Origin of the sequence: Corynebacterium sp. UBA4397, from assembly GCF_002390965.1 — a bacterium.
Taxonomy (GTDB): Bacteria; Actinomycetota; Actinomycetes; order Mycobacteriales; family Mycobacteriaceae; genus Corynebacterium; species Corynebacterium flavescens.
In genome coordinates this window covers 20877-35026 of sequence record NZ_DGRD01000009.1, presented here as the reverse complement: position 1 = coordinate 35026, position 14150 = coordinate 20877, and the positions used below count along the sequence as shown (strand labels likewise).

12 protein-coding genes are annotated in these 14150 nt (G+C 59.9%); 6 read left to right on the top strand and 6 right to left on the bottom strand.

The genetic code is table 11. The features are described 5' to 3' along the window. Positions 1–123: 123 nt before the first annotated feature. Positions 124–810 carry a hypothetical protein gene (locus B2696_RS02725; RefSeq protein WP_075730236.1) on the bottom strand — a complete coding sequence of 229 codons (687 nt, stop codon included), beginning with the start codon at positions 808–810 and terminating at the stop codon, positions 124–126. A gap of 175 nt (positions 811–985) precedes the next feature. Next, a complete protein-coding gene (locus B2696_RS02720) occupies positions 986–2827 on the bottom strand; it encodes an AMP-dependent synthetase/ligase (RefSeq protein WP_286953783.1) in 1842 nt (613 codons plus the stop codon). 143 nt (positions 2828–2970) lie between these two features. On the opposite strand from B2696_RS02720, the gene malQ reads away from it, so the two are divergent. After that, positions 2971–5103, top strand: a complete 2133-nt coding sequence (gene malQ, locus B2696_RS02715) for a 4-alpha-glucanotransferase (RefSeq protein ID WP_286953782.1) — start codon at positions 2971–2973, stop codon at positions 5101–5103. On the opposite strand, the gene B2696_RS02710 is transcribed toward malQ, so the two are convergent. Both B2696_RS02710 and B2696_RS02705 read right to left on the bottom strand, forming a co-directional pair. Continuing rightward, on the bottom strand, positions 5100–5267 hold the full coding sequence (locus B2696_RS02710) for a hypothetical protein (protein ID WP_170216865.1): 168 nt from the start codon (positions 5265–5267) through the stop codon (positions 5100–5102). The two genes, malQ and B2696_RS02710, sit on opposite strands and share 4 nt — an antisense overlap. After that, positions 5260–5484, bottom strand: a complete 225-nt coding sequence (locus B2696_RS02705; protein ID WP_075730239.1) for a hypothetical protein — start codon at positions 5482–5484, stop codon at positions 5260–5262. Before B2696_RS02705 ends, B2696_RS02710 begins: the two co-directional genes overlap by 8 nt. Positions 5485–5531: 47 nt before the next feature. Here B2696_RS02705 and B2696_RS02700 point away from each other — a divergent pair, with 47 nt between their 5' ends. Beyond that, entirely contained in the window at positions 5532–6857 is a 1326-nt protein-coding gene (locus B2696_RS02700) for a carboxylesterase family protein (RefSeq protein WP_286953781.1), read from the top strand. Here the strand turns inward: B2696_RS02700 and idi are convergent. Continuing rightward, positions 6841–7464: an isopentenyl-diphosphate Delta-isomerase gene (idi, locus tag B2696_RS02695; RefSeq protein ID WP_084559180.1), complete on the bottom strand. Its 624-nt coding sequence runs from the start codon at positions 7462–7464 to the stop codon at positions 6841–6843. The two genes, B2696_RS02700 and idi, sit on opposite strands and share 17 nt — an antisense overlap. Next, entirely contained in the window at positions 7461–8006 is a 546-nt protein-coding gene (locus B2696_RS02690) for a hypothetical protein (protein ID WP_232315913.1), read from the bottom strand. Before B2696_RS02690 ends, idi begins: the two co-directional genes overlap by 4 nt. A 201-nt stretch (positions 8007–8207) precedes the next feature. Here B2696_RS02690 and B2696_RS02685 point away from each other — a divergent pair, with 201 nt between their 5' ends. The 4 genes from B2696_RS02685 (at position 8208) to B2696_RS02670 (ending at position 14128) form a co-directional block, all read left to right on the top strand. After that, positions 8208–10079 (top strand): ABC transporter ATP-binding protein, encoded by a 1872-nt coding sequence (locus B2696_RS02685; protein ID WP_286953780.1) that lies wholly within the window; start codon positions 8208–8210, stop codon positions 10077–10079. Positions 10080–10147: 68 nt separating this feature from the next. After that, positions 10148–11299: a MalY/PatB family protein gene (locus B2696_RS02680; protein WP_286953778.1), complete on the top strand. Its 1152-nt coding sequence runs from the start codon at positions 10148–10150 to the stop codon at positions 11297–11299. A 270-nt stretch (positions 11300–11569) separates the two neighbouring features. Further along, complete coding sequence (gene brnQ / locus B2696_RS02675; RefSeq protein ID WP_286953777.1) at positions 11570–12970, top strand: branched-chain amino acid transport system II carrier protein; 1401 nt, start codon at positions 11570–11572, stop codon at positions 12968–12970. 138 nt (positions 12971–13108) lie between these two features. Continuing rightward, positions 13109–14128 carry an LLM class flavin-dependent oxidoreductase gene (locus B2696_RS02670; RefSeq protein WP_075730244.1) on the top strand — a complete coding sequence of 340 codons (1020 nt, stop codon included), beginning with the start codon at positions 13109–13111 and terminating at the stop codon, positions 14126–14128. Positions 14129–14150 lie beyond the last annotated feature (22 nt).

The window sequence follows — 14150 nt, the reverse complement described above, 5'->3', positions numbered from 1 at the left end:
TATCCACAGACGGGCCGCCTAACCAGAACTCGGAAGTGCGGTAGCAGGGCCATCCGGCCTATCCTGAAGGATTGGGCCCATGCGGAATCAAAATCAACGCACTCTAAAACCAGAAGATCACCTTTAAGCAGTGGCGTCGGCCTGGCGGGCTGCTTCTTTCTTTGCGGCAACGCGTGCCACAATCTCGGCGATGCGAGCGCGCTCGTCGAGGAAAGAAGGCGGATTATTTCCCCGCATGGTGCGTACGTACGCTGGGTGCGCTTCGACCACGCTGTGGCGCCAAGCCTGCACGGCGATGAGCACCGATTGGCCCGCGCGGTTGTAAAGGTGCGGAAGCGAGACCATGTCAAGATTGCGAGCAACAGCCTCTGTCTGTGCGAGGACGTACTCAACCATTTCGCGCAGGTAATCGGCTACTCCCGCGGTGCGTGCACGCAGGGCTGCTGCCAGCTCATGGACAATGACAGGCGGCCCTGAGATGGGGAACCTGGCTTCCAGCGCCCTAGCGCTCAGCTGCTTGGGCTCCTCTAAGGAGTTATCAGCAGACGCGGCGGCGGAGATGGTTCCGCCGCGCACACCGGAGACCAGCGCTTGGCGCAGACCAATGAGCTCGCCTACGCAGCGACCCGAGTCTACCCGGGCATCGTCGACGATATCTCCCAGCTCAGCTAGGCAATCGAGTGCCAGCTCGTCATCCCAGTCCTCGATGGCTTCGATGAGATGCTCGATGTACTCGACTACCTCATCACCGATGTTATAAATCTCTTGAGTCAGCTCGCGGTGGCGCAGCTCAGCGGCAATTTTATGCATGGAATTTCAGGCCGCTCCTTTCCGCAAACTTGCAAATAACCTCTAGTAGAGGTTGAGACTTAACGTGACGAGTGCTGACTCTATTCGAGATTCTAAACGGAGTCTGCGCGACACTCCGAAGAAACTCACAGACTAGTTTCAGCACTCTCCAGCCACGTGGGCCGAGGCCCCTAAACTACCCCTTCTTGGAGTAGATATGGTTGATCGCATCCGCGTAGCGCTGGGCCACAATATAGCGCTTGACCTTCATGGTCGGCGTGAGCTCGTTATCTTCCTCAGTGAGGTCAGCCTCGAGGATGAAGAACTTCTTGATTGCCTCAGCATGGGAAACGGTGGAGTTGACTTGGTTAATCGCATCCTGAATTTCCGCGCGCAGTGTCGGATCCGTGGCTAGTTCCCGCATCGAACGGTTCGCGGGAATATTGTGCTCGAGCTTCCACCGGTTCATCGCCTCCTCATCGAGGGTCAACAGCAGTCCCACGAAGGGCTTTCCGTCCCCGACAACCATGGCCTGGGAGATGAGCGGGTGGGCGCGCAGCATATCCTCCATGGGACCGGGAGAGACGTTCTTGCCACCAGCAGTGACGATGAGGTCCTTCTTACGGCCAGTGATGATGATCTTTCCGGAATCAAGGATCTCACCCAGATCGCCGGTGTTGTACCAACCGTCGTGCAAAGACTCCTCGGTTGCCTCTGGGTTATTCCAATAACCGGCAAAGACGATGTCACCCTTGATGAGCACCTCACCATCATCATTGACGCGGATGGTGGTGCCCCCTAGCGGAGTGCCGACGGAACCGATGAGTTGGTTCTCAAAGTCAACGGCTGCGGCGGCAGCCACCTCGGTAAGGCCGTAGCCCTCATAGACCGTCACACCCAGCCCACGGAACCAGTGCAGGAGATCTGGGCTCATGGCTGAGCCACCCGTGATGCAGTACTTCACCTCGCCGCCCATGGCGTTGCGGATTTGGGAATAGACCAGCTTGTCAAAGATCCGGTGCTTAGCTTTCAGGAAACGGTCTGGACCGCCTTCCTTGTCGAGCGCCTTGGAGTATTCAATGGCGACCTTTTCTGCCTGATCGAAGGCGGCGCCCTTAAACGCGCCGCCTTGGTGCGCCTTCGCAGCCGCACCGTTGCGCACCTTCTCAAATACGCGCGGAACCCCCAGGATGAGGTTAGGCCGCGAGCGCGCGAATTCGATGGAAATGGTGCTGAAGTCCGACCAGTGGTTTTGGGAGGCGCCACCAATGGCCACAGCCAAAGAAACTGCACGGGAGAGCACGTGCGCCAGAGGGAGGAAGGTCAACACGTGGGAGCCAGGCACGGCAATCGCCCCAATGGGATTGGTGAGTAGACCTAGCACCTCCGCCAGCCAGTTGCGGTGGGTAAGGATGCAGCCCTTGGGGCGGCCGGTAGTTCCGGAGGTATAGACCAACGAGGCCAGGTCATCCGTCTTGGTATCCGCGATGCGCTTTTCGACGGTCGCGTCCTCGACGCCGCGACCCTCGAACTTCAGGGTATCGATGGCCGAAGAGTTTATCTCCAGCAAGCGGCGCAGCTTCGAGGGCGAATCCTTAATATTGGGCTGCCCATCAGAATGCAGAACCAAGTGGCCAACTAGCTCGGAATGCTCACGCGTTTCCGTAATAGCAAGCACAGCGCCAGAGTCCTCGGTGATCCACTGAATCTGCGATAGCGAGGAGGAAGGATAGACCGGGACGGACACCGCACCGGCTGCCCAGATGGCGTAGTCCAAAAGGGACCACTCATAGCGAGTCGAAGAAAGCAGGATGACGCGATCCCCCTGCTCAACGCCTGCGGAAATCAAACCCTTTGCCACTGCGTAGACCTCCTCCACAAACTGCTTCGAGGTGACGTTTACCCACTCGTAATTGGCGGGGCGGGTAAACATCACCCCGTGGGGACGAGCTTTCGCAGTGGCGAGCATGCGGGTCAGGCAGGTATCGCCCTCTTCGATTTCAAACTCGGCGGGAGTATGAACTTCTTGCAGCGTCATAGTGTTGGAGTCCTTTCGCACGGCAGAGACACATCAAAACAAAGCCTAGAAAACAGCTAAGAAACAGCTCCGAGACATCTTTTGTCCACCCTACCAACCAATAACGGCGCACGCGCCGCTGGACCGTGGCAGAATTAGGCGTTGTGAGGAACCGTGAATTGCTCGAAGAGCTTGCACAACGCTACGGCGTCGCCAGCTCCTATATGTCTCAGGCCGGCTACGAGGTAACCGTCAGCGAGGAAACCGTTGTCTACACTCTGCGGGCCTTGGGCGTGGAAATCTCAGAGGACCCCGATGCGCAGGAGCTGACTGGCCTGCTTTATGGGGAATATCTTGCACGCGCCTCCCGTCCGTTGCCCTCCTGCGTGGTTGCCCCGCAAGGCGAGGAGCGTTCTTTCCCAGTGCATGTCCACGACGGGGACCCGGCAGAAGTCCACATCGAGTTAGAGGGCGGCGGGACGCGCGAGGTATACCAAGACCCCAATGATGCGCCAGCCGCTGACGTCGCCGGGCAAGCGTGGGGCGAGGCCTCTTTCCACCTTCCTGGCGATCTGCCGCTAGGGTACCACCGCATCATCCTTCACTCGCCGGGCTGCGCGCCGGCGCCGGCAGGTCTAAGCTGCCCGCTTATCATCACCCCGTCCCGGTTGAATACCGCCGATCCCTATGTGGAAACGCCCGCATCCGGCGTGATGGCACAGCTTTATTCGCTGCGCTCTGAATCCTCCTGGGGCATCGGCGACTTCGCGGACTTGGCCCAGGTGGCAGAAAAGCTGGCCAAGGATGCGGACTACTTGCTTATCAATCCGCTGCATGCCGCCGAGCCTTTTCCGCCGATCGAGGACTCACCGTACCTGCCCACTACCCGGCGCTTCATCAACCCTATCTACTTGCACATCGAGGACGTACCTGAGCTCGCATTGCTGAGCCAGGAGTTGCAGGAAGATGTCGCAGAGCTCGCCGAAGAGTTCCGTGCACGCAATCGCAGTGCCGAGGAAATCGATCGCAACACCATCTTTGAAGCCAAGCTGCAGGTGTTGCGAGAGCTCTTCAAGCTGAAGTCATCGCCGGAACGCGAAGCGGCTTTCGTCAGCTATACCCGCGAGCAGGGTCGCGGATTGCGAGACTTTGCTACGTGGTGCGCCGAGCGCGAGCTGGAGAACCTTTCCGGTTATCGCCATGCACAAAACGAGGACTTTGAGGAGATCATCCGTTTCTATTCCTGGCTGCAGTTCTTGTGTGATGAACAGCTTGCCGTGGCACAGCGCAGGGCCCGCGAAGCGGGAATGCGCATCGGCCTCATCACCGATCTCGCAGTCGGCGTACACCCCGGAGGCGCAGATGCGAGCAATCTGGCAGACTATCTCGCGCCCGAGTGCTCGGTAGGCGCTCCTCCGGATGACTACAACCAACTCGGACAGGACTGGTCGCAACCACCGTGGCATCCTGTGCGTTTGGCCGAGGCCGGATACGAGCCTTGGCGCGAGATGCTCGACACGGTGCTCCGCAACTCCGGTGGCGTGCGCGTGGACCACATTCTTGGCCTCTTCCGCCTGTTTTGGATTCCACGCATGTCTTCGCCGCAACTGGGCACCTACGTCTCCTATGACTGGGAGGCCATGCTGGGAGTCTTGAGCTTGGAGGCGCAACGCGCCGGCGCCGTGTTGATCGGTGAAGACCTCGGCACCGTGGAGCCGTGGGTCCACCGCGTCCTCTCTGAACGAGGAGTACTTGGCACCTCGATCGTGTGGTTTGAGCGCGCTGAGGACAACGAGACCCCCCTGCCCCCGCAGGAGTACCGCCAGCTCTCGCTGGCCTCAGTGGGCACGCATGATCTCCCGCCCACGCTAGCTTATCTTCGAGGCGATCACATCGCGCTTCGTGCAAGGCTGGGTTTGCTCACTCGCTCGGTCGCCGAGGAGGAAGCCGAGGACTCCCAATGGCAGGCCCGCGTATTCGGAGCCGTTGCCTCTGCGGGAATCGCACTTCCCAGCCACGATGGCGCGGACAATGATCTCGCCCGAGAGGAAGAACTTGTAGTGGCTCTACACGAGTTCATTGCTGGGAGTGCTGCCGTGCTGACCTGCACCAGCCTGGTGGATATGGTGGGAGATGTCCGCGCACAGAACCAGCCTGGAACCACCCGGGATCTCTACCCCAACTGGTGTATCCCACTGTGCGATAGCGCAGGAGTTCCCGTCCTCATCGAGGACTTGGACTCGCTAGAGATGTTCCGCCGGATGGCGCGAGCCTCCAGCCGCCACACCGCAGGCTAGAAGAAGATCCCCAGCGCCGCGACCACGATGATCAACACGATCATCGCCCACAGCGTGAGGCTCACACGCGATTTGGGGAGCGCTCGCTTACGCGGGCGCTGTTTGCGCTCTGGGTCCCAGAGGCCTTCCCGTGGGTCGGAGGGTTCCTGCTGGGGATTAGACATGGTTTTCTACCTTAGTGCTGGAGCCTTCTGAGGCTTTCTTGGGGTGGACTTTTCCGCCGAGAAAACCCGCCACTCGGTCCACCACCCACATCACTACCCAGGCCGCCACGACCATGATCGGCACGACAACGACGAGCAGCACCAGCATCTGAACCCAGATGGGGGCCTGCACGAGCGCCTGTGAGAGAGTGCTGCCGATATCGCCTAACCAATCCATGGGCTTTAATCCTAGTACGCCAACCAGCCCGGGGTAATCTAGCTACCATGCCGAGCTCGCACCACTTTTCGCCAGACCCCTTCCCTGATACCGCCGGATCTTCAACCCTGCCTACAGTGACGGTGGCCTCCCCTTCTGGGCAGATCACCGGCACGACCAAGGCCGGCATCAATTACTTTCATTCCCTCTCGTATTCCTCGACACCGGGTGACTTCCTCCCCGCCGAGAAGATGAGCGCTCCCGTCGATCAAGATGCTCGCACGCCGCGTCCAGATGCGGTCGCGCTCAGCGTCGTTGCCCCCGCCCGCGCCCGTGACGTCCCCGTCATTGTCTACATCCACGGTGGCCGCTTCGAAAGCGGCTCCCACGAGGATCCGCGTGCAGATGGCAGCGCTAACGCTCGGGCTGGCTTCGTCCACGTTTCGCTGGGATACCGGGTAGGCCTGGCCGGGTTTGCCCGCTTCTTGGGAGATGAGCCACATCGCTATCGCGGGATCGATGACTGCCAACTGGCCCTAGAGTGGGTGCAGAAAAACATCGAGGCCTTTGGTGGGGATCCCACCAATGTCACTCTGGTGGGACAATCCGCCGGGGCAGCCGCCGCGCTGTGGCTTGCCCGGCGTGACCACTATCGCGGGGCTTTCCGGAGGGTGCTCGCCCTCTCGCCGTGCTTTCCGCGTCAGAGCTATGAAAAGCGCAAGCCCGCGCTGCGCGGCGCTCTCAAACAGCCCATCAGCCGCAAGTCACTCGCTGCCATGAGCAAGCAGCGCCTCGACCGCGGCTACGCCCGATTCCGCAAGAAATTCAACTACGACATGGCACTTGGTCCTTATCCGCTCGATTGCGCGGAGCTGGCGGATATACCGATTGTCGTCACCTCCACTCGCGAGGAGTTTTATGGCGTGCCCTCCGGGCAAAAGGCGGATCGATCGATCTTCCGGCGTCTCATCGTGAACTCGCTGGCGCGTAAGTTTGGCTTTCCGCCCAATTCCCTGCGCGGTTGGTACCAAGTGGCCGAAAGCCTCGATAGCAAGCACGTCATTGGCCGCATGATCGGTGACGCCACCATTCGTCGCTGGGTGGCTCAGGTGGCGGAGCAAGCCCCTGGCCCGACCTGGATGATTGAGTTCCAGCGCGAAGGCAGGCCGGCACTACATTGCGATGAACTGCGGTTCCTCTTTAACGTACATTCTTCCGCGGCGGCGGCACGCCTCAATGGCTGGCTGCACACCTTCGCCCGGGATGGAGAAACCGGTTTCGAGGCATACCGCCCTGAACACTCTATTTGGACATTTAACCTTGACACCGGGAAAGCCCGCATCACTCACGGCGGCTTGGACTATATCTCGGCTGCTTTTAGTGATCCGGAATAAGGGCTGCCCGCAGCTCGGGGTGCGCTAGCTCTTCTATCATCCACTGACTAAAGGCGAAGGGGGCAGCCTTGGCGGCTTCGATTAGCTCCCGAGCACCCACCCAGGCTAAAGAGTCAACTTCCTGCGGGTTGAACTGCGGATCGGGGCCGGTGAGTTCGACGACGTAGACGGGACAGATCTCGTATTCGACAATGCCCGAGGAATCGACAGCGCGATAGGAAAAATCTGGCAGGACTAGGCGCGGCGCGCTTAGACTCGTGGGCTCAATTCCCAGCTCGAAGGCGGCACGGCGTATCACCGCGGCTCTGGTTTCTTCGCCGGGTCCGGGGTGCCCGCAAAAGCTATTCGTCCACACCCCTGGCCAGGTGAGCTTGGACAAAGCGCGGCGAGTGAGCAACACCTTTCCGTCTCGGATGACCCAGGCGGAGAAGGCAAAGTGCAAAGGCGTAGTTGTGCTGTGTACGCTCGCTTTGTCCGCGGTGCCTATGGCGCGTCCATCCGGCGAGGCGAGGACGACTAGTTCAGGCGCGAAACCTGCAGGCTGCCCAGCATTCGCTGAGTTTGGATGTGTCGCCGGTCCGTCTGGGCCCTCTGAGTTATCCGTCATAGATTAAGCTCTCCAACCCAAGTGACGTTTCCTATGTGCAGACGGGAGTTCCAGAGATTGGCTGGAGCTACATCGAAGCGGTACTGCAAGTTGGCTGCGGCACCGGCGCCTAGCGGCTCATCGAGCCCTGGTGCGGCGACATCCGCGTTGGCTACCGGATCATAAGGAAGCAGGCTGACCTTGCTCCACCCGCCGTTACCATTTGCACGCTCGAGGGTGGGCTCTTTGATGGCATCGACGGGAAGCGGCACATCGTTCTTGTTGTGCACCTTGATGGTAATGACCGAGCCACGCACGCTATCGGAGTAGATCTTCTGCAGCTCCCACTGCACGCCTAAGCCCTCGTCATCGACGGGGGCTCCCAAGTCAGAGGTGATCTCCTTGTCATCGACGTCTTGAGCCTCAAAGGAGGGGGGCTCAGAGCTGGAGACAACGATGTCCTCTCCCAGCCCGGAGGGCTCGGGCTTGAGGATGGCGCAGCCGGTAGCGGCGAAGGCGAGAAGGGCCACGAGGCCCGCGCAAGTTTTTCGGGGGATGTACACCGTGCGAGATTCCTTCGAGGTTTCGGGCGAGATCTGTTCTGTCCAGCTACTCTAGTCCACGGGATGCGCCGAGCCAGCATCCCGTGGGGTGATGTTGGCTTAATGTAGGGCGGGGGTGGCATACTGGTGCGTTGCTATAGGGCAACTGCCCCAGAGTTTTAATGTACGCCCTCCATTGCAGAAAAGAGTCACTTCTTTCCCGTGAATTCAATTCTTCGCATCGCCCGCAGCGCCTCTGCGCTGTGGCCTTTCTATCTCGGGGTACTCATCACCGCAACGTTGAGTGCCGTGCTCGCGCTCATCTCGCCGTTTATGATCCGGGAAGCTACCGACACCATTGTCTCTGCGCTGGGCGGAGAAAGCCCAGCATCACAAGCACTGCGCACTGTCTTGCTGCTGGCCTTCTTACTCTTTGTGGCCGATGCGGCAGCCTCCCTGTTCAGCAACGTCGGCGGTTATATCGGTGACGTGATGGTCTCGCGCCTGCGCCAGATCCTGTCCACCCGCTACTTTGCCAAGTTACTTTCGGTTCCGCAGGCCTATTACGACAACCAGGTCACCGGCACCATCATCGCGCGCCTCGATCGCTCGATTTCCAATATCACCCAGTTTGTCCAGTCCTTTTCCAATAACTTCTTCACCATGATCATCCAGGCCGTGGCGGTGCTGGTCATCACGGCCTTCTACTACTGGCCCCTCGCCGTACTATTGGCTGCGCTCTTCCCTCTTTATATGTGGCTCACCGCGCTGACCTCGCGGCGTTGGCAGAAATATGAGAAGGAAAAGAACCAACATATTGACCTGGCTAATGGGCGCTTTGCCGAGGTTATCGGCCAAGTAAAGGTGGCCAAGTCCTTCGTCTCCGAGGTACGCGAGCTCAGTGCTTTTGGCAAGCATTACCGCAAGATCGTCGATACCACGAAGCCTCAATCACGCTGGTGGCATTCCATGGATACCGCCCGCGGGGCGGCCATGGCACTAATTTTCCTGTGCATCTACGCCCTGATCTTTTGGCGCACCCTCGAGGGCCACTTCAGCATCGGGGACATGGTCATGCTCTTGCAGTTGGTGACCATGGCCAAGCAGCCAGTATTCATGATGAGCTGGATCGTCGATTCCGCGCAGCGTGCCGTCGCCGGCTCCCGCGACTACTTCACCGTCATGGAGGAAAAGCCCGAACCCACGGCCAACCGCGGTCTCATCGAGGCCACCCGGGCTTCCGACGTCCCCGTCCTCGATCTCACTCCGGTACCCCCGCTCGAGCCCAAACCCGGGGCACCTGTCATCGACTTCGACCACGTCTCCTTTTCCTATGAGGAGGGCAAGCCGGTCATCGAGGATGTCAAGTTCACCGTCGAGGAGGGCCACAAGGTCGCCTTGGTGGGGGAATCCGGGGGCGGAAAATCAACTTTGGTTAATCTCTTGCTCGGCCTGTATCACCCCAGCCACGGGCACCTACGCGTGCTCGGCAACGAGGTCGACGATCTCAGCGCCGCCCGCCTGCGTTCTTCCGTCGGCGTGGTCTTCCAAGAGTCCTACCTGTTTTCGGGCACGATCCGGGAAAACATCGCCTATGGCAAGCCGGGGGCCAGCGATGAGGAGATAGTCGCCGTCGCCAAGCGGGCGAACGCCGACTCCTTCATCCGTGCCTTCCCCGAGGGATATGACACCATCATTGGTGAGCGCGGGCTCAAGCTCTCTGGCGGGCAGAAACAGCGGGTCTCCGTCGCGCGCGCGATGCTCAAAGACGCACCCATTCTGGTTCTGGATGAGGCCACCTCGGCGCTGGACACCAAGTCCGAGCGCGCGGTGCAGGCCGGGCTCGACGAGCTGATGAAGAACCGCACCACCCTCATCATTGCCCACCGGCTCTCCACCATTGCTGATGTCGACACCATCATCACCCTCGACGAGGGAAGGATTGCGGAAATCGGATCACCCGCCGATCTCGCGCGCTCCGGCGGCATCTATGCCGAACTGCTCAGGCTTACGCAATCTGCTTCCGCGGCCGACCGTCAACGCCTGAAGCGCTACGGCTTTGTCACGCCGGGACATGAAGAAGCAGCGCAGTAGCTGGGAGTACATATAAGCCGCAGAAAATAACGCTTTCTTCACGGGCGCGGCGCGCTAGGGTTGTGAGCATGAATTCTCCCAGCTTTCCCAGCTTTCCCAGCATTACAGAACTGAAGGCCCGCGGCACACGTAAATGGACTACATACCCAGAGGACGTGTTGCCCCTGTGGATCGCCGAGTCCGACTTCTCCACCGCCGCCCCCGTCAAGGAGGCAATGCGCGCCGCCGTCGAGAAAGAGACTTTTGGTTATACCCCGGCCGCGCAGGCCTCCGGACTGAGTGAGGCCGTGGCTGAGTTCTACGAAAGCCGCTATGGCTGGCGCCCGGATCCGCAGTCCGTATTCTGGATCGGCGACGTCGTGCGCGGAGTGCTCCTGGGGGTGGAGTACTTCACCCGCCCTGGCTCTCCTGTGATTGTGCCCGTGCCCTCCTACCCTCCGCTCCTAGAGCTTCCCGAGGTGGCCGGGCGCGAGCGCATTGACGTTTCCTCGGACTTCGATCTGGAGGAAATCGAGGAAGCCTTCCGCCGTGGCGCCGGCTCTATCTTGCTTTCTAATCCTTATAACCCCCTGGGTCTGGTGCTTGAGAGGCAGTTCTTGAGCGCGTTGGTGGAGCTTGCGCAGAAGTACGATGCACGCATCATCTCAGATGAAATTCACGCACCCTTGGTTTACGAGGGCACCCATATCCCTGTCGCCTCCTTGGGCGAGGTCGCAGCACGACGCACCTTCACCGTCACCGCTACTTCCAAGGCATGGAATACTGCCGGATTGAAGTGCGCACAGATCATTTTGTCCAACCCAGAAGACGTCACTGTGTGGAAAGGACTGACCGGTGTAGCTAAGGACGGTACTGGAACCCTGGGCGTTATCGCCGCCGAGGCTGCCTATCGCGAAGGCGGAGAGTTTCTCGAAGAGGAGCTCGCCTATCTGAAGGAAACGCGAGATTGGTTGGTATCTGAGCTTCCCCGGCGTGTCCCAGGACTCAAGACTTCCCACCCTCAAGCCACCTACCTCATGTGGCTGGATTTCCGTGACACCGCCATCGGCGAGGACCCTCACCCGGCTACGTGGCTGCTGCGCAATGCCAAGGTCGCCTTGAATGAAGGAACAGCCTTCGGCTCAGGAGGAGCAGGACATGCCCGCCTCAACTTCGCCACCTCCCGGGAGATCTTGGAAGGGGCTTGCGATCGCATCGAGGCGGCTTTTCGCGCGCTTTAGCCAGCTTCTCACCCAGAGCTTTCCTATAGACCAATAGTTTGTCCAAGTAGGCGCCTAACCTTGATTTCCCGGCACGGGCGCCTTTTAGCGCTTCCACACCCCCGTGGCCTTTGCTTTCCTATGGTTGACTAGTTATTGTCTCTCTGTACGAAATGTCATCTCAGGCCATATACCCCATACACCTTTTGAGCTAGGTTTCTCTCTTCTCAAGGCTACTCAGATCGTGGACTGTCTCTCATGGCTACTGTTGGATTTGTGAAAGGGCCGGCTATGGCTACAACAACTAATGCGGCGCCACCCAAGCGCGCCATCACCATTATCATCGCATCACTGATGCTGTTTTCCATGTTCTTTGGCGCGGGAAACCTCATCTTCCCGCCCATGGTGGGCGCATCTTCCGGCACCAACTTCTGGCCAGCTATCTTGGGCTTCCTCGCGGCCGGCGTGATTCTGCCGGCCCTCGCCGTCGTGGCGGTGGCCATTTCCGGTCAGTCCGTGCGCGATATTGGCAACCACGGTGGCAAGATCTTCGGGGTTGTATTCTCCGTCATTGCTTACCTGGCCATCGGCGCATTCTATGCACTGCCCCGAACGGGTGCGGTGTCCATGGAAACCGCCGTCACTCCACTCCTGGGTTGGGAAGGAGCATTTCCCAACGCGGCCTATAACCTGGTCTTCTTCGGCATCACCCTGTTGCTGTCGTGGCGACCGAACTCCATCATCGACATCCTGGGCCGTTTCTTGACCCCGGCGTTGGTGATCCTGGTTATCGCGCTCATCACCCTGGCAGCCTTTGCCAACCCGCGCAGCCCCGGCGCCCCCACGGAGGACTACGTCTCCTCCCCCATGGTCACCGGGCTCTTCGAGGGCTATAACACCATGGATGCCATCGCCGGTCTGGCATTTTCCATCGTCATCGTCTCTTCGCTGCGTGCCAAGGGCTTTAGTGACAAGAGGCACCGTGTCAACGGAACCATCACGGCCGCCGTCATTGCCGGTTCCATCCTTGCGCTCATCTACTTGGGTCTGGCCTGGATCGCACAGACCATGCCCGATAACCAGTCCTACGAGTCCGGCACCTACCTGCTTGCCGACGCCGCCAATGCCACCATGGGCACCATCGGCCAATCCGTGTTCTCTGCCATCGTCATCCTGGCCTGCCTGACCACCTCCGTGGGCCTGGTTACCTCGACCTCGGAGTTCTTCTCCTTGCTGGTTCCCAAGCTCAACTACCACTTCTGGGCCGTGCTCTTTAGCGTCGTGTCTTTCGCTTTGGCCGTTCAGGGGCTCGACACCGTCTTGTCCATTGCGGTTCCCTTCATCACCTTCCTCTACCCGCCGGCAATTGCCCTCATCTTCCTGGCCCTGATACAACCGCTGGTCAAGAAGGCCGTTGTCTTCTACTGGGGCTACCGCCTGGCCCTGTGGATGTCGGTGCTGTGGTCCGCCCTCACTGTCATCTCCGATCAGGGCTGGGGCACGAGCTTCCTCTCCCCCATCCTGGAGCTCTCTCCGGGCCAGGATGTCGGCCTGGGCTGGTTCACCCCCGCCCTCATCTGCTGCATCATCGGTGTCGTTATCGACGTCGTGACCAAGGCCGGCGAAAAACACGAGGCTGCCAAGCTCGAAAGCGCACAGGAGGACCTTCCGGCGCAGGCTACCGCGCAGTAGCCCCTCCTAGAGGCTCTCACCACGGGACCTCTCACTCCCCACCCCGGAATAGAAAAACACGCGTAGCGTTGTCACCGAGAAGAAAACAATGAGCTCGATGAAACTTGCTTCACACACCCGTGGAAAGGCTTGAGGACTGTGACTGAACACGCACACCTTTCAATCTTGGACTTTTGCACTATTTATGAGGGGGAGACCGCTGGGCAGTCCATGCAACGCTCGGTAGAAATGGCCCAGCTCGCAGAGGAGCTGGGCTTTTCCAGGATGTGGTACACCGAGCACCACAATATGCCGACTATTACCTCCTCCTCCCCCGCGGTTCTCATCTCCCACATCGGGGCTAAGACCTCCTCCATTCGGCTGGGCTCTGGTGGGGTGATGCTGCCCAACCACGCGCCCTACCTCGTGGCAGAGCAGTTTGGCACCTTGGCCGAGCTTTATCCCGACCGCATCGATCTGGGGCTAGGCCGCGCGCCTGGCACGGATATGCACACTTTGGGCCGCGCCCTGCGCCGCGATTCCCATGCCGCCGAGCGCTTCCCCGAGGACGTCAAGGAGCTTAGGGGCTATCTCGCTGGCAAGTCCCTCATCCCCGGCGTGCAGGCCATCCCGGGCGCCAATACCAACGTGCCGATCTACATCCTGGGCTCCTCCCTCTTCGGGGCCTCCTTGGCGGCCAAGCTCGGATTGCCTTATGCATTTGCATCTCACTTCGCCCCGCAGCACCTAGAGCAAGCAACCTCCCATTACCGCACGCATTTCCAGCCCTCCGAGAGCCTCTCTGCGCCCTATGTCATCGCCGGCGTCAACGTCACAGCTGCCGATACCACGGAGGCTGCCGCCGCCGAGTTCGACCGCGTGGGATTGCGGCGCGTGAAGTCCTTTGCTGGGCGCGGGAAGAACTTCAGCGATAGCCAGATTAAGCAGATTCGGGACTCCTATCAGGGCCAGCAGATCCTCGACATGCTGAAGTACTCCGCGGTGGGTACTGCATCCGAGGTCCGCGATTATCTGGAGGACTTCCAGCGCCTAGCCCAGGCCGATGAGCTGATGATCTCCCTGCAGTCCACCACGCACGATGAGGTGCTTTCCTCAATGAAGATTCTTGCCTCGGCATGGGCGCTTGACCCTGCTCACGTGGCCGGCGCGCCGGCTTAGAATTCACCCCCGTTAAGGCGGT